Consider the following 16,139-nt stretch of genomic DNA (forward strand, 5'->3'; position numbering starts at 1 on the left):
GAGCTGTACGGCAAAGCGCCCGGAACCACGTTCGGTTTCGGGCGCTTTCTTTTATCTTTCCTATGCAGTTTTTGCTTCTTTCGAACCGAGGCACACAATCAGCCAGCCGATGAAGGCCGCAAGAGATGCGCAGATCAGCATCGCGCCAACACCGGCTGCATCGATAAGCCAGCCGCCAAACAGGGAGCTCATTACATTTCCTGCGGTGATGGTCATCGCCATATATGCCTGTCCTTTAATCGAATCCTGCGGCTCCATGATGCCGTCCACGTAATAGACGCAGGCGACGTTGATCAGCGCCCAGCCGAACATCTGGAACGGCTGAACAGCGTAGTATGTCGGAATATTAAAGGCCAGGAAGGTTCCTATGCTTTTCAGGACAAAAAACAGGCCGGAGAGACGGAGCCAGAAAACACTGCTCTTCTTTTTCAGCAGATAGCCGAACAGAAACATCGTTGGCAGCTCGGAAACTGCAGAGATGGTCATCGCATTTCCCATCTCACCGCTGCCACCACCTTTTGCCATTGCAATCTGATAATTGAAGCTGTTAATCAGGCTATGTGACATAAAGATCAGAATGCAGCCAAGCAGTACTACCACGAAGGACGGATACCGTTTCAGAAAATCGACCGGACCGGCTGCTCCTGTCTCTTCTTTTTCTGCTTCTGCTTTTTTCCTGTCCTTTTTAAACGGAAAGCGAAATACACAGATGAGGAAAAGAATGGTCAGTGCGATAGCCCAGATCGGAATCATGTCTGCTCCAAAGGATGCGGTCAGCCGGCCGAGCAGCCATGATGCAATCGCATATGCAACGGAACCCATGCCGCGCCCGATTCCGTAATCAAGTTCCTCTCCCTGGCGGATCGTCTCCATACCAAGAGAATTAACGAACGGAATCATCAGCATCAGCATCGTAATGCTTGCGCCGTACAGCAGTGTCCTTACCACCATAGAACTGCTTTCTGCCGTTGCAGCAAGGGAAATGATAAGAACAAGCTGAATCAGGTTCGCTCCAAGGAGCATTGTTCGTACGGACGGGCTTTCCGGCCGATCTGCGTAGGATGCCAGCGCAGGCTGCAGAACCGCTGACACGATACAGCCAACTGCCGTCAGAAGGCCGATTTGTGTGTTTGTGAAGCCTTTTTCAAGAAGATAAACGCTGGCATACCCCATCAGTGCCGCGTATCCCATCCAGTAGCAGCCCTGAATCGTGCCGTAGCGCACGGACAGGTGTTTTTTCATGTTTTTGTCCCCCTTTTTCTACAACTTTTCCCTTATCGTAGCGTATTCTGCAGAAAATAGCAACTCAAAATCAACAATAAAACTATTTGGAATTTTTTCGAAATGCTTATTGACTTTTCGCTTTCCCTGTGATAAAAAGTATTTAGATGAATTTCTAATTAATTTGCATTCATACTGCCGGAAAGGAGGTTTCCATGGCATTCGCAGAAACGTTTAAAGCTCTCTCCGATCCTGTCCGGCGAAGGATTCTGGAGCTTCTGAAAAACGAAAGACTTTCTGCCGGGGAGATCGGATCGCACTTTGATATGGCAGGTGCAACCATCTCCTACCATCTCGGTATTCTGAAAAAAGCAGACCTTGTGCTGGAATCCCGGGAGAAAAATTTTATTTATTATGAACTCAACACTTCCGTCCTGGAAGAAATCATGCTCTGGATTTCAGAGCTCAAAGGAGGCACTTCTGATGTGGAAAAAATATAAAACAACACTGATTCTGACAACACTCATTTCTCTTTTTCCGATGGTGATCGGACTTCTGCTCTGGAATCGCATGCCGGACACCATTGCCACCCATTTTGGCACAAACAATGTTCCAAACGGCTGGAGCAGCAAAACGATGGCAGTGATCGGTATTCCTCTGTTTCTTGCCGCTCTGCAGATTTTTACCGCTGTTCTCACTTTTTCTGATCCGAAGCGGCAGAACATCGGCCCGAAGATGATCCGTCTTGTTCTGTGGATCATACCTGTAACCTCTCTGATCGTCTGCTGCTCCATCTACGCAAACGCAGTCGGCATCGCAGTTGATATCGGTTTTGTTAGCAATGGGATTGTCGGCCTTCTCTTTATTCTCATCGGCAATTACATGCCAAAATGCAAACAGAACTACACAACCGGCATCAAGGTTCCATGGACCCTTCACAGTCAGGAAAACTGGAACCGCACTCACCGCCTCGCCGGCTGGGTTTGGATCATCGGCGGCGTTGCCATGATCGTAAACAGCTTTCTGCAGCTTGAATGGATTTTATTTCTCACGATCGCAGCGCTGGTTTTGATTCCGATCGGATATTCCTTTCTCCTGTTTAAAAAAGGAATCTAAACCCGGAGAATTTTTTATAAGAAAATTCAACGAAGTTTCCTGTTTAAAAAAGCTTCTGTTCTTCCCTTTTTCCGGGAGGAACAGAAGCTTTTTTATTTCGCGATTTTTATATCTATAAGGAAATGATTCCTATTTTTATACTTATTCTATTGGATGCAGATTTTTCAATGATACATCAAGAATCGGTGCAGAATGCGTCAGTGCACCGCTGGAAACATAGTCTACGCCGGTGTCGAGGATAGTGGCGATATTTTCTTTTGTCACATTTCCGGAGCACTCGGTTTTTGCTCTGCCGTTGATGACGGCTACCGCCTCTTTCATCTGCGCCGGAGTCATATTGTCGAGCATGATAATGTCGGCACCTGCATCTGCTGCTTCGCGGACCATATCGAGGTTTTCACACTCGACTTCAATCTTACGCACAAACGGAGCATAATCGCGTGCCATCTCGATCGCTTTTGTGACACTGCCTGCAGCTCCAATATGGTTGTCCTTTAACAGAACGCCGTCGGACAGATTGTAGCGGTGATTCTGGCCGCCACCGATTTTGACTGCATATTTTTCAAAAATACGCATATTCGGGGTCGTTTTTCTGGTATCGAGAAGGGTCGTTTTGGAACCTTCGAGCAGCTTCGCAACGCTTCTCGTATACGTTGCGATTCCGCTCATCCGCTGCAGATAATTGAGCGCGGTTCTCTCACCGGACAGCAGAACACGGATATCGCCGTTTACGGTTGCGAGCAGATCGCCTTTTTTGACTTCATCGCCGTCTTTCACATACGGAATAATCTCGGTTTTCTCATCGAGCAGCGTAAATACTCTTGCAAATACTTCCATACCGGCAATGACGCCGTCCTGTTTGCAGAGAAGCTGTACCGTTCCCTGGCAGGCTTCTGGCATGACAGCATTCGTGGTTACATCTTCACTGGAGATATCTTCCTGCAGCGCCAACAGCAGCAGATTATCCACATTTAGTGTTCTTGTGATTGGATTCATATTTGTCTTCCTTTCTGATCGCATCCCAGATGCTCTCTTTGCAGCGTTCTGCATATTCTTCCATATCCTGGTAATCTTCTTTTCTAATATCGTACCGTTTTGCAAGGAGCTTCCATTCATCTTCCTTCGGCTCCGTTGCCGTTTCTTTGCGGTCTGCGTTCTCTACAAGACCCTCTGCGGCCCATTCGGCAGCCATCTTCTTTGCCGCGCGCTCTGCGAATACAAGGCTCTCCAGCAGAGAATTGCTTGCCAGACGGTTTGCACCGTGCACGCCGTTGCAGCTCGTCTCACCTGCTGCATACAGATGATCCATCGTCGTTTCGCTATTGCTGTCTACCTTGACGCCACCCATAAAGTAATGCTGGGCCGGTACAACCGGGATCGGTTCTTTTGTGATATCATATCCCTCTTCCAGACATTTCTGGTAAATATTCGGGAACCGTTCTTTTACATCAAGCGGAATCGTTTTCAGGGAAAGCCATACGTGCTTCGTGTGATCCTTTTCCATCTGGCGGTGAATCTCACGGGATACCACGTCACGCGGCTGCAGCTCATTGGTGAAACGCTCACCGTTTTTATCGAGCAAAACAGCGCCCTCTCCGCGGACAGATTCGGAAATCAGGAAACGGCGGCCTTTCTTTTGGGAATACAGCGTTGTTGGGTGAATCTGTACGTAATTGACATTTTTCAGTGCTACGTTCCTGTGGATCGCAATTGCAAGTGCATCTCCTGTCAGATGCGGGAAGTTCGTAGAATTGTCATAAATTCCGCCAATACCGCCGCACGCCCAGATCACATCCCTGGCATAAACCGGAACCAGCTTTCCTTCTTCATCCCGGATCAGAACACCCTCGCAGCCATTTTTGCCGGAAAGAATATCACACATTTCCGTGTGCGCAAGAAGCGTCACGTTCGGCAGCTTTTTTACCTGCGCGAGAAGCTTGCTCGTAATCTCCTTTCCGGTTACATCGTCGTGGAACAGGATGCGGTTGGTAGAATGTGCGCCTTCTTTCGTATAGCAGAGTTCCCCGTTTTCATCGCGACGGAAATCCACACCCCAGGCAATGAGCTGATTGATAACATTTCGGGAAGAACGGATCATAATGTCGACGGATTCCGGCGTATTTTCATAGTGCCCGGCATGCATCGTATCTTCATAGAACGCATCGTAATCGCTCTCGTTTTTCAGAACACAAATACCGCCCTGTGCGAGGAAGGAGTCGCTGTCCTCGGTATCTGCTTTTGTTATCATCAGAATATCGGCTTCCTGGGGCAGATGAAGTGCCGTAAAGCATCCTGCCACACCGCATCCTACAATCACTGCATCATAATACTTTTTCATTTCGTTTCCTCTTTTCCGCTTCTGCGTTCTGCTTATTTTGTTACTTTGCAAGCTCGAGCATTCTTAACAGCGGCGCATGTGCGTCTGAAATTTCCTGTTCGCTTAACAGAACTTCATTCTCCTCGTTTTCCAGTGCTTCTATTAATTTGTCCAATGTTACTTTTTTCATATTTGGGCAGATCTGCGCATTTCCCACTGCATAAAACTTCTTATCCGGGCAGCGCTTTTTCAGCTCCGCGAAAACACCAAGCTCGGTTGCAACGAGAAACTCGGTATCTTTACTTGCCTCGGCATATTTGATGATGCCTGCGGTGCTTCCGACATAATCGGCAAGTGCAACGACTTCACTTCTGCACTCCGGGTGAACGAGAAGCTTTGCCTGCGGGCGCGCTTCCTTTGCAGCCTTTGCAGCTTCCGGGCGGATGGCAGCATGTACGTGGCAGAAACCGTCATTTAAGATGATATGTTTCTCCGGCACCTGCTCAGCCACATAGGTACCAAGATGCTCATCAGGGATAAAGAAGATGTCGTGGTTCGGCAGTTCTTTTACAATTTTTACTGCGTTGGAGGAGGTGACACAGACGTCGGAATGACTTTTTAATTCCGCGGTGGAATTGACATAGCATACGACAGCCACATCCGGGTACTCTTGCCGGACTTCCTTGATTTTTTCAATCTCTGCCATGTGAGCCATCGGGCAGTCGGCATGCAGATCCGGGAGCAGTACTTTTTTGCCCGGGTTTAAGATTTTGGCGCTCTCACCCATGAAACGAACGCCGCAGAGAACGATGACACTGGCGTCCACTTTCGTCGCCATGTCGCTTAAGTAATACGAATCCCCGATGTAATCGGCAATTTCCTGCACCTCATCCGGCACGTAATAGTGTGCCATGATGACAGCATTTTTTTCTTTCTTTAATGCTTCCAGCTTTTCTCTTCTGGTATCCATTGGTTTTGTTTCCTTCCTATTTTTACTATAACGATTCAGAACCCTGAATAGTGATATTTTTTTAACACTTTAGCGCTTAGTATACCACAACTTTTGTCATGTGACAAGACAGTTGTAATATCCATTGTCCATTTTTTTCCTGCCTTTTCCCTTCCCCGTGCTCTATAATAGAAAGTACTTGTCTAAGACATGAAAATCTGTGACGCAGTAATTCACGTTCTGCTGCGCTGAATTTTTGCATTATTTTCTGGGACTGCTATAAAAACACCCGTAAATTTGACGGTTGAATAATTATCTACAAAAAAAACGGCCACAATACCCATATTTACTGGGTTTGTAACCGTTTTATCACCATACAGCTGTCAAAGACGGGATTCTATCATTTCACCTCTGATATGTCACTATTTACCATCTCTTCCGCCGTATCTTCTTCTATTTCTGTCTTTGTCACCTGTTTGATATGCTTTTTTTTCAGATGCAGATATACGAATTCCCGAAAAATAGTATAGAACACGGAAAGCAACGGAATGAAAACAAGCATACCTATAATTCCCATAAGGTTTCCGCCGATCGTAACTGCTGCAAGAACCCAAATCGATGGAAGCCCTACAGACTCACCCACAACATGAGGATAGATCAGATTTCCCTCTATCTGCTGCAGCACCAGAAATACTATAATAAATAAAATTGCCTGTTTCGGATTTACCATAAAGATCAAAAAGCTTCCCACTGCACACCCGATGAAGGCTCCGAAAATCGGGATCAATGCCGTAAACGCAATTAAAACTCCGATCAAAAGTGCATATGGCATCCTCAAAATGCTCAATATCACAACAAACATACAGCCAAGGATCACGGCTTCCAGACACTGACCTGTAAGAAAATTTGCAAATGTCCGATAAGTCAGAGAGCAGACTTTAAGAAAAGCATCTGCTTTTTCCTTTGGAAGAAAAGCGAAAAATACTTTTCGAATCTGCACCTGCAGCGTTTCCTTCTGAAAAAGGACATAGCAGGCAAAGGAAAATGCAACAAAAAAGGCTGCCAATCCACTAACTATGGAACCCACTGCTGACATTGTGATATTCATCATATTTCCTGCACCATTTCCAAGCAGGCTTATCCCCCACTTGATCGCCTGATCCGGATTAAACTGTACCTGATCTACAAGCTTCATGATTTCCTGGTTATTATGGGAAAACTCCCGGATCCAGCTTTGCATCTGCGGAATAAAATCAGCGATACTCATCATCAGGGTTCCTATTGTCCGCGTAAGCTGCGGAATCACACCAAACATCACCAGTACAATCACGCCAACCGCAAATACGATCGTGAGGAACAGGCTTATTGGTCTTGCCAGTTTTTCGACTATCTTATTTTCTTTTTTTGCCCTTCCAAAAATTTTCTTTTCCAAAAAGCTCATTGGCACGTTGGTCACAAATGCGATCGCTCCGCCAAGTACAAATGGAAATACGATCCCCCATATTGCTTTCAACACATCGAGTACCACATTAAACTTCCACAGTGCGACCACAAGAAATGCTGTAAACACAATAAGTTCCCGGATTTTTTTTACAGATTTTTTACTTATATCCACTATCATTCTCCTCTTTTTCTTAATTTCATGCGTATCCATTTAAGCAACTGAATAATCGGAAGACTTGCAAACGCAAATTTTCAAACTTAAATTACTCCCCTTTATTAGACCTAATCGTATAACAGAATCGGTACCTCTGTCAAGATTTTTGAAATTATATTTAAAGTGTAAAAAGATATAGTCGCCATTTTCTTTCTTGCCTTTTCCCTTCCCTATGGTCTATAATAGAAAGTACTTGTCTAAGATACGAAATTGCTGATAAAGGAGCATTTTATATGAACAAAAAGGAAATTGCTGAAATTAAAAAACTGTTTACCCCATCCCACTGTGCGATCACGCGAATCTGCGGATGCTATGTGGATGCGGAAAAGAATATTAAGACAAAATTAAAAGAAGCGTTTCTCTCTCTCGAAGAAGAAGAAATGTTTAAGTATTTTAAGATTTTTAAAAGCACCCTCTCCGGTACCATCGGAAAGAATCTGCTGAATATGGAGTTCCCGCTCTCCCAGGAAAGTGAGGGCGGCACACAGGAGTTTCTCTTAAAACTCCGCAACAGTGAGCTGAAGGACGAAGCGCTGATTGATGAATTTTATGAAAAGGTGATGGCGGATTATCTCTATCCGGAAAACTACTATATTATTCTGATTCATGGTGCCTACGATGTACCGGGACGCGCTTCGGATAATCTGGATATGGACGATGCTTCCGATTACGTCTATGAATTTATCCTCTGCAGCATCTGCCCGGTAAAACTCGACAAACCGGGTCTCTGCTACAATGTGTCCCACAATACGATTGAAAACCGCGTGCAGGACTGGGTGGTCGGCGCACCGGAAAACGGTTTTCTCTTCCCGGCCTTCACAGACCGCAACACGGATATCCACAATCTGCTGTATTTCACGAAAAACGCAGAGATGGATCAGCCGGACTTTCTCGACCACTTTCTGGGCTGTCAGGCGCCGCTTTCCGCGAAATCTCAGAAAGAAACGTTTCAGTCTATTATAGAAGAAACTCTCGATTCCGCCTGTGATTTTTCTACTGTTATGACCATTCAGGAGAACTTAAATACCATGATTGAAGAGCGGAAAGACGATCCGGAACCGGTGGTGCTCGATAAACACGAGGTAAAACGTCTGCTCGCCAGCAGCGGCGTACCGAATGAACAGCTTGACGAGTTCGACGAGAAGTACGAATCCATTGCGGATGAGAAAGCAAGCTTCGTTGCTTCGAACGTGGCCAGTACACGGAACTACGAGATCCGCACCCCGGATGTTATCATCAAAGTCAGCCCGGAAAAGGCCCAGCTCATCGAAACCCGTACGATCGACGGAACACCGTATATTCTGATCGAGGCAGCCGATGAAGTGGAAATCAACGGAATTCTTTTAAAACCGTCACGGCCATCCGATGCGGATGATACCGAATTTTAACAGCCAAATGACAGCGAGTCTTTCTCCCTGTCCGAAAAAAAACGGCAGTCCCAGACAAAAGGGCTGCCGCTTTTTCTTCCTTTTTATTTATGCTTAGCAGAGTGCTTTCCCAAGTGCAATGCATGCTGCCTCAGCTTCATCATCTGGCGCGTCTGCGCAGATCACGCTGTCGCATACCAGCTCGGCGCCATCATTTTTGCAGCTTTCTTCCCAGGTGCGCATCCACTCGCCGTCTCCCCATCCATAGGAACCGAACAGAGCGATTTTCTTTCCGGAGAGTTTGGATTCACATGCGGAGAACATTGGCTCGAACTCGGTATCTTCCAGCTCTTCTGCCCCCATAGCCGGGCATCCGAAAGCGATTGCATCGTATGCATCTACATCATCCGCAGAGAAATCTGCGCAAGTCAGAACAGAAACTTCTGCGCCTGCCTCCTTTGCTCCCTCTGCTACTTTCTGTGCCATCATTTCTGTGTTGCCGGTTCCACTCCAATAAACTACTGCTACTTTGCTCATGTTTCAAATCCTTCTTTCTTTATTTTCTAATTCCGGGGGATTTTTCTTTCCCCGATCCTACTGCCCTTTTTATGGTATGCAGGATTTTATGTTAAACAGCTACGGTGAGCTGTAAAACGCTTCTTCCCTGCTTCCAGAGACGCAGATACACGTTTCTGCATTTCTGATAGCGCTGAAATGTTTTCTGTGCTTCGCACTCATTGCAATAGACCTTCCAGCATCCCTTGCATTTATAATTGTGGCCTTTGTTCTCAATAAAACCGATCACATCACCGAGCGGATAGTCGAGAAACACACCGATCTCATGCGGAAATCCTTCTTTACACTCTGCTACCCGGGTTTTCAGGCGATTCAGTGCATAGGCAATGTCTGTATTTTCATATCCATAGGATTTTAAAAACACTGCATTCTCCGGATTTTCCAGCTCCTTCTGGAGAAGCCCTTCACGGTACACATAGACCAGTGCTCTCGTCTCATGCTCCCGCAATACAAAGATGTGAATTCCTTTTGGTTCCAGACAGGCACTCCAGTATGAAATCTGATCTTCCAGTTCTTCTTTGGATGAAAATGTCATATTACATAAATTTGCGGCTTTGATGGAAGCCAGCGTTGCCGAACAGTGTTCGATCAGAAATCTCTCAATCATGCCTTTTACGTCTCCTTCTTACATTGCTGCTGCGCAGTGCTCATCTAATACCGAGCGAAGTGCGGTGGCACTGCTGGTATGGATTCTTGCGATCGGAATATTGTTTTTCTTTGCTTCCTGGGAAGCAGTGATGACCATTTTGTGGGATACGGTGTTGGTAAAGAGAATCATCAGATCCGGATTCCCGATTTTTTTCTTAACGGAGCCATGCTCTTTCGGGAACACCTTTGCTTTACATCCATAGTCTTTACAGATATCTGTATATTGACACACCATTCTTTCATTTCCACCGATAATTACGACACTCATCTTCTCTACCTGCCTTTCTGTTGTTATCTTATGCTACTTGAAATTAGTTTATTCTAACTCCCGTGTTTTAAGAAAGAATCCCTCTACCGGGATCCCGTATGATTTTTGGTTTTATCCGTTGTACTTTAGTTAGCTACATCTAACTGTTAGGTATATCATACCGTTTTTGTCGGATTTTGTCAAGGATATCCTGCAAATTTTTCCAGCTTTTCTTGAGAAAATTGTATCATTTTCTTTTTCACATCACACTGGTGAAAGAATATTCGCAATGGAAGCAGAGGCTTTCCCTGCTTTTGTTAAAAAGCCGCTGGAATCTTAAGAAGAAGACTCCAGCGGCTTTCCCGTTGCTATTCTGTTCTGTTTTTTATACCGGCTCGTCCAGCAGGTTGCCCATACTCTTTAAGCCAATGTAAAGAGTAGATGTATTGTGAAGCAGTGCGGAAGTGGTTGGCTGTAAAATACCGCCCACGCCGAGCAGAATCAGTCCGGCATTGAACGTAACGATAAAGCGGTAATTCTTATGAATCCGTTTCATCAGACGGTTGCTCAGCATACGAAGCACCAGAATTTCTGCCAGATCGTCTGCGGCAACGGTGATATCCGCGATCTCACGCGCAATCTCTGCGCCCTCGCTGATGGCGATTCCAACGTCTGCGGCAGAAAGTGCCGGTGAATCGTTAATACCGTCACCGATCATAATGACTTTACGTCCCTCTGCTTTTTCTTTCTCCACAAAGTTTGCCTTATCCTCCGGCAGTACCTCAGCATAGTACTCGTCCACGCCGACCTTCTTCGCGATCGCTTTTGCCGTGCGCTCGCTGTCTCCGGTCATCATGACGATCTTTTTCAGACCTGCTTTTTTCAGCTGACGGATAATTTCGGCCGCCTCCGGACGAAGCGGATCCTCAATGCAGATAACTGCTGCAAGTACACCTTCTAAGGCAAGATAGAGATGAGAATACTCCTCCGGCAGATGACGGAACTTCTCTTCCATTCCTTCCGGAATGATACTGTTCTCATCCTCAAATACGAAGTGATAACTTCCAATAATCGCTTTTTCTCCATTGATCGTTGTAGAAATACCGTGTGCAACGATATATTCTACTTTGGAGTGCATCTCCTCGTGATCCAGATGTTTCTCTTTTGCCGCGTCTACTACGGCTTTTGCCATGGAATGCGGAAAATGCTCTTCCAGGCAGGCTGCGATGCGCAGAAGCTCATCCGGGCTCTTTGTTTCGCTGAAGGATACCACCTCTGCTACGGTCGGCTGCGCTTTTGTCAGTGTTCCGGTCTTATCGAAAACGATCGTATCCGCTTCCGCCACAGCCTCCAGGAATTTACCGCCCTTTACGGTGATCTTGTGCTGGTTTGCCTCGCGGATTGCAGAGAGAACGGAAATAGGCATGGCAAGTTTTAACGCACAGGAGAAGTCTACCATCAGAATAGAGAGTGCTTTCGTTGCATTTCTGGTCAGAAGATACGTCAACGCCGTTCCGCCAAGGGAATACGGTACAAGACGGTCTGCCAGATGCTCTGCCTTGCTCTCCAGTCCGGATTTCAGTTTCTCGGACTCTTCGATCATCGCGGTAATCTTCTCGTAACGGCTGGATCCGCCGGTCTGCTTCACAAGAATGGTAAGCTCGCCCTCCTCAAGAACCGTTCCCGCATAGACAACGGAACCTAAGGTACGGCGTACCGGAACAGATTCTCCGGTCAGAGAAGCCTGGTTTACCATACCCTCGCCGTTGGATACCTCGCCGTCGAATGGAATCAGATTTCCCATATGTACGACAATCTCGTCGCCCGCAACAATTTTTTCAGACGGAACGAGAATTTCCTGGCCGTCTTTTTTCAGCCATACCTTTCCGACGTTCAGCGACATGCTGCGTGCCAGATCTCCGACGGATTTTTTATGCGTCCATTCCTCAAGCAGCTCTCCTACGCCGAGCAGGAACATGACAGAGCCTGCGGTTCCATAGTCGCCGCGGAGCATCGAAACACCGATTGCGGTTGCATCAAGAACCGGAACTTCGATCTTTCCCTGTGCCAGTGTCTGGATTCCTTTCCAGATATATTTTACGGAAACAACCGTAGTATAGATGGCACGGATCGGTGCCGGAAGAAGCCATTTTCTTCCAAAGTGGTAAATCACTTTGCTGATCAGCTTTTCCTGATATTCGTTGTTTAACGCTCTGCCGGAGCTCTCAAGCAGTCCGGTCGGCAGCTCTACTTCCTCGTAGTGGAAGAGCTGTATCATCCGAATCACAGCGGCTCGTTCTCCCTCGTAACAGATCACGGCATCGCCGGTTCTGTCATATACCTTCGCGAAAGATACCTGGTTCTGATTCTGCAGATAGTACAGCAGTGTCTCTGCCTGTACGGAGGACATGCGCTTCTGTGCCAGATGGATTCGGATTCTGCCTCTGCTTTCGTGTTTAATATAAAATTTCAAATCTTATGCCTCCTAGAAAAACACCTGCAGAGAATTCTGCAGGCGTTTTGTTTTTTCCGTATGAATACGACGTAAATCAGATGTTGCTGTGTACAGCTTATGCCTCAACCGTATCCTCTGCTTCTGCTTCAACAGCTTCCTCTGCTGTCTCTTCAGCTACATCCTCTACTGCCTCTTCTGCTGCTTCACGCTCTTCGTTGATCTGTTTTGCGTCAGCATAGATGTCCTCCGCATTCTCCTGGATGGTCGTTACCGTATCCATAACAACTTTCTTTGCACGAAGAACAGCTGCGGTGCAGTTGGTGTAAAGTTTTTTCGCATCCTTGCTGGACAGTGCTTTGATACCTGCTGTTCCGAATAATACTCCTGCTGCGAAAAGTCCTGGATGTTTTAAATCTTTGATTGTCATATTACATTTCCTCCTATTGTTAAAATAAATTTTTCCTGAATTTTACATTTTCCCCCGCTGTGGTTCACAGTATAGCACTCACCTGCTCGGTTAGACAATACGTACAGTTCTTTTTGATAATTATTTTCATTAAAACAGGGAAAACGGAAGGAATTTTCACCCGTTTTCCCCGTTTTTCAGCCTTCCACCGCTGAAACAATCACATTTTCAATATCCTGATTCTGAATATAGCCCTTTGCCTTCAGTCCGGATTTCATCACGTCCATCCACATCTCTCCGCTTAAGCGGCAGATGGTATGATCGCTCAGTTCTACGGTACAGCCCTGATCTTTGAAGCATTCTTCTCCACAGGCAATCTTGTAAAAATTTTTGCGGCTGATTGCACCGATGCTCTCCAGTGTATTCACCATGCGATACACCGTAGCAGGCCCGATGCTGCTGTCTTTCTGCAGAGCTTTATAGTAAATTTCTTTACAGCAGGAGCACTCCTCTTCCAGTATAATATCGAGCAGAATCCGTCTCTGTCTGGTTATTCTGCATCCCTGTTCCCGGAGCTTCTGAATAATCAGTTCTCGCTTCATCTGTGTTCTGTGATAATTTCTGGCTTCATGCTTTGTCTGTTCCTGCGGCATACGTTCTACCTCCTGATGATGATTCCTGTCCTGTCAGTCGCAATGTCCCTTGCACTGCCCGCAGTTACCACCACAGCTTCCCTTGCCACTTTTTTTATCTTTAATCATACTGCGTACTGCAAGTCCTACCAGACCAACAACGACTACAAGTGTGATAAAAGTTCCCATAGAAACAACTCCTTTCTTTTCAAAAGAGTCCGCATCCTGCAGCGGATGCCGGATACGGACTCTTCATCAGATACATGTTCTCTATCTGTCACAGCAATTATTTGCTGAACATTTTGTTGGTGGAAACGCTCAGAGTTGCGCTCTCTTTGTAAGGTCTTACCAGCAGATATACAAATCCAATGATGAGCAGAACAGCAACTACCGTTCCGATTCCAAAACCGCCGCCGATGAACAGGTTACCGATCTGATAAATGCACAGGGATACAACATAGGCAAGCAGTGTCTGATATCCGATTGCAGTAAAAAACCATTTGGTATTGTTCATCTCACGTTTGATTGCACCCATTGCTGCGAAGCACGGTGCGCACAGAAGGTTGAATACCAGGAAGGAATAAGCTGCTACCGTAGATAAGCTTCCTGCGAGCTGTCCCCAGATCTCGGCACCGTCTTCTGCAACTTCACCAAAGCCGAACAGGATACCGAAGGTACCAACAACGTTCTCTTTTGCGATCAATCCGGAAACAGCTGCAACAGCCATCTTCCAGTCGCCCCATCCAAGAGGTGCAAACAGAGGAGCGATCACGCTTCCGATGGAAGCCAGGATACTGTCATTTAACTGCTCAGCTTCCAGCATTCCGAAGGATCCGTCAACCCATCCGAAGTTCATCAGGAACCACAGAACGATGGTAGACATCAGGATGATCGTACCGGCTTTTTTGATGAAAGACCAGCCACGCTCCCACATGCTGCGGAGAACGTTGCTTACCGTCGGCCAGTGGTAAGCCGGAAGCTCCATAACAAACGGAGCCGGATCGCCAGCGAACAGTTTTGTTTTTTTCAGGATGATACCGGAGCAGATGATTGCTGCGATACCAACGAAGTAAGCACTTGGTGCAACCCAGGAAGCTCCATTAAACAGGGCGCCTGCGATCAGGGCGATGATTGGAAGTTTTGCTCCACAAGGTACAAACGTTGTTGTCATGATGGTCATTTTACGGTCACGGTCATTCTCGATGGTACGGGAAGCCATGATACCAGGAACACCACAACCACTTCCGATCAGCATCGGAATGAAGGATTTTCCGGAAAGTCCAAATTTACGGAAGATACGATCCATGATGAATGCAACACGCGCCATGTAACCGCAGGACTCCAGAAATGCCAGGAACAGGAACAGTACCAGCATCTGCGGTACGAATCCAAGTACGGCACCAACACCGGCAACAATACCATCCAGGATCAGACCCTGCAGCCAGTCAGCGCAGTGGATCGCGTTCAGCAGATTTTCAATGGCCGGCGGAATGATCTCTCCAAAGAGTACATCGTTGGTCCAGTCCGTTACAAAAGTACCTACTGTTGTGACAGATACATAATATACAACCCACATAACAACTGCAAAGATCGGAAGTGCCAGCCAGCGGTTGGTTACGATCCGGTCGATCTTATCCGATGTTGTCATGGCGTTTTTCTTGTTCTTTGTGACACAGTCACCGATGATGCTGGAAATATAAACGTAACGCTCGTTTGTAATAATACTCTCGGTATCGTCATCAAATTTGTCTTCCAGCTGTTTGATCTCGGCAGATACATCCGGAACGGATTTCATCTGCTCTGTGATCTTATCATCTTTCTCCAGAAGTTTGATTGCAAAGAAGCGTTTCTGCTCATTTACAATATCACTTCCGAGTTTGCTCTCAACGGTGCGGATGACTGCCTCCACATCCTTGTCAAACTCATGAACCGGTACAGCAGCACCTTTTTTCTGTGCAATCTGCACTGCTTTATCAGCAGCTTCTTTGATTCCGGTTCCTTTCAGAGCAGAGATGGTTACAACTTCACAGCCCAGCTTTTTCGCCAGTTTGTCGATATGTATTTTGTCTCCGTTCTTCTCAACAATATCCATCATGTTGACAGCCATGATCACCGGAATACCAAGTTCCATGATCTGTGTGGACAGATACAGGTTACGCTCAATGTTGGTACCATCTACGATGTTCAGGATCGCATCTGGTCTTTCATTAATCAGGTAATTTCTGGCTACCACTTCCTCCAGTGTATACGGAGATAAAGAATAGATACCCGGAAGGTCCATGATGGTGACATCTTTGTGGCCTTTGAGCTTTCCTTCTTTTTTCTCGACGGTTACACCTGGCCAGTTTCCTACGAACTGGTTGGAGCCTGTCAGTGCATTGAACAATGTTGTCTTACCGCAGTTCGGGTTTCCTGCGAGTGCAATCTTAATTGCCATTTTTTCCATGCCCCTCTTTCTTTGATTTTTACTGATTTTAATAACTTCACAAGCCTTACCAATATTGGCTACAGCTTGCTTTTGTTAGCATCCGCTAACAAGCAGGCAAAA

Annotated in this window: 16 protein-coding genes; 3 read left to right on the plus strand and 13 right to left on the minus strand. The window is 46.3% G+C overall.

What is annotated here, in order from left to right:
- Window positions 1-60: 60 nt before the first annotated feature.
- A complete protein-coding gene (locus DWY63_RS15100; RefSeq protein ID WP_022462760.1) occupies window positions 61-1,242 on the minus strand; it encodes an MFS transporter in 1,182 nt (393 codons plus the stop codon).
- Between the two features lie 194 nt (window positions 1,243-1,436).
- Between DWY63_RS15100 and DWY63_RS15105 the strand changes: the two genes are divergently transcribed.
- Both DWY63_RS15105 and DWY63_RS15110 read left to right on the plus strand, forming a co-directional pair.
- Window positions 1,437-1,721 carry an autorepressor SdpR family transcription factor gene (locus tag DWY63_RS15105; RefSeq protein WP_022462759.1) on the plus strand — a complete coding sequence of 95 codons (285 nt, stop codon included), beginning with the start codon at window positions 1,437-1,439 and terminating at the stop codon, window positions 1,719-1,721.
- Window positions 1,705-2,337: an SdpI family protein gene (locus tag DWY63_RS15110; RefSeq protein ID WP_022462758.1), complete on the plus strand. Its 633-nt coding sequence runs from the start codon at window positions 1,705-1,707 to the stop codon at window positions 2,335-2,337. The genes DWY63_RS15105 and DWY63_RS15110 overlap by 17 nt, the downstream gene beginning before the upstream one ends.
- A 141-nt stretch (window positions 2,338-2,478) precedes the next feature.
- Here the strand turns inward: DWY63_RS15110 and nadC are convergent, their stop codons facing one another.
- From nadC to DWY63_RS15130, 4 genes are all read right to left on the minus strand, one after another.
- Window positions 2,479-3,333, minus strand: coding sequence for a carboxylating nicotinate-nucleotide diphosphorylase (gene nadC, locus DWY63_RS15115; RefSeq protein ID WP_022462757.1), 855 nt, complete (start codon window positions 3,331-3,333; stop codon window positions 2,479-2,481).
- Window positions 3,299-4,675 carry an L-aspartate oxidase gene (locus DWY63_RS15120; protein WP_117802553.1) on the minus strand — a complete coding sequence of 459 codons (1,377 nt, stop codon included), beginning with the start codon at window positions 4,673-4,675 and terminating at the stop codon, window positions 3,299-3,301. Before DWY63_RS15120 ends, nadC begins: the two co-directional genes overlap by 35 nt.
- A gap of 40 nt (window positions 4,676-4,715) precedes the next feature.
- Window positions 4,716-5,624, minus strand: a complete 909-nt coding sequence (gene nadA / locus DWY63_RS15125; RefSeq protein ID WP_022462755.1) for a quinolinate synthase NadA — start codon at window positions 5,622-5,624, stop codon at window positions 4,716-4,718.
- Between the two features lie 379 nt (window positions 5,625-6,003).
- Window positions 6,004-7,218: an AI-2E family transporter gene (locus tag DWY63_RS15130; protein WP_243001905.1), complete on the minus strand. Its 1,215-nt coding sequence runs from the start codon at window positions 7,216-7,218 to the stop codon at window positions 6,004-6,006.
- Window positions 7,219-7,493: 275 nt separating this feature from the next.
- Between DWY63_RS15130 and DWY63_RS15135 the strand changes: the two genes are divergently transcribed.
- On the plus strand, window positions 7,494-8,648 hold the full coding sequence (locus DWY63_RS15135; protein WP_022462754.1) for a DUF4317 domain-containing protein: 1,155 nt from the start codon (window positions 7,494-7,496) through the stop codon (window positions 8,646-8,648).
- A gap of 93 nt (window positions 8,649-8,741) precedes the next feature.
- Here the strand turns inward: DWY63_RS15135 and DWY63_RS15140 are convergent, their stop codons facing one another.
- The 8 genes from DWY63_RS15140 to feoB form a co-directional block, all read right to left on the minus strand.
- On the minus strand, window positions 8,742-9,164 hold the full coding sequence (locus DWY63_RS15140) for a flavodoxin (protein ID WP_022462753.1): 423 nt from the start codon (window positions 9,162-9,164) through the stop codon (window positions 8,742-8,744).
- 91 nt (window positions 9,165-9,255) lie between these two features.
- Window positions 9,256-9,810, minus strand: a complete 555-nt coding sequence (locus DWY63_RS15145; RefSeq protein ID WP_022462752.1) for a DUF3793 family protein — start codon at window positions 9,808-9,810, stop codon at window positions 9,256-9,258.
- Between the two features lie 18 nt (window positions 9,811-9,828).
- On the minus strand, window positions 9,829-10,119 hold the full coding sequence (locus tag DWY63_RS15150) for a DUF2325 domain-containing protein (RefSeq protein ID WP_022462751.1): 291 nt from the start codon (window positions 10,117-10,119) through the stop codon (window positions 9,829-9,831).
- 364 nt (window positions 10,120-10,483) lie between these two features.
- Window positions 10,484-12,571, minus strand: a complete 2,088-nt coding sequence (locus tag DWY63_RS15155; RefSeq protein ID WP_022462750.1) for a heavy metal translocating P-type ATPase — start codon at window positions 12,569-12,571, stop codon at window positions 10,484-10,486.
- A 97-nt stretch (window positions 12,572-12,668) separates the two neighbouring features.
- Window positions 12,669-12,980 carry a DUF6110 family protein gene (locus DWY63_RS15160; RefSeq protein ID WP_022462749.1) on the minus strand — a complete coding sequence of 104 codons (312 nt, stop codon included), beginning with the start codon at window positions 12,978-12,980 and terminating at the stop codon, window positions 12,669-12,671.
- A 176-nt stretch (window positions 12,981-13,156) separates the two neighbouring features.
- Window positions 13,157-13,612 (minus strand): transcriptional repressor, encoded by a 456-nt coding sequence (locus DWY63_RS15165; protein WP_022462748.1) that lies wholly within the window; start codon window positions 13,610-13,612, stop codon window positions 13,157-13,159.
- A 33-nt stretch (window positions 13,613-13,645) separates the two neighbouring features.
- Window positions 13,646-13,780, minus strand: coding sequence for a FeoB-associated Cys-rich membrane protein (locus tag DWY63_RS15170; RefSeq protein ID WP_022462747.1), 135 nt, complete (start codon window positions 13,778-13,780; stop codon window positions 13,646-13,648).
- A gap of 97 nt (window positions 13,781-13,877) precedes the next feature.
- Window positions 13,878-16,028, minus strand: coding sequence for a ferrous iron transport protein B (gene feoB, locus DWY63_RS15175; protein WP_022462746.1), 2,151 nt, complete (start codon window positions 16,026-16,028; stop codon window positions 13,878-13,880).
- Window positions 16,029-16,139: the final 111 nt, after the last annotated feature.

The organism is Blautia sp. AF26-2, from assembly GCF_003460955.1.
GTDB lineage: Bacteria > Bacillota > Clostridia > Lachnospirales > Lachnospiraceae > Fusicatenibacter > Fusicatenibacter saccharivorans.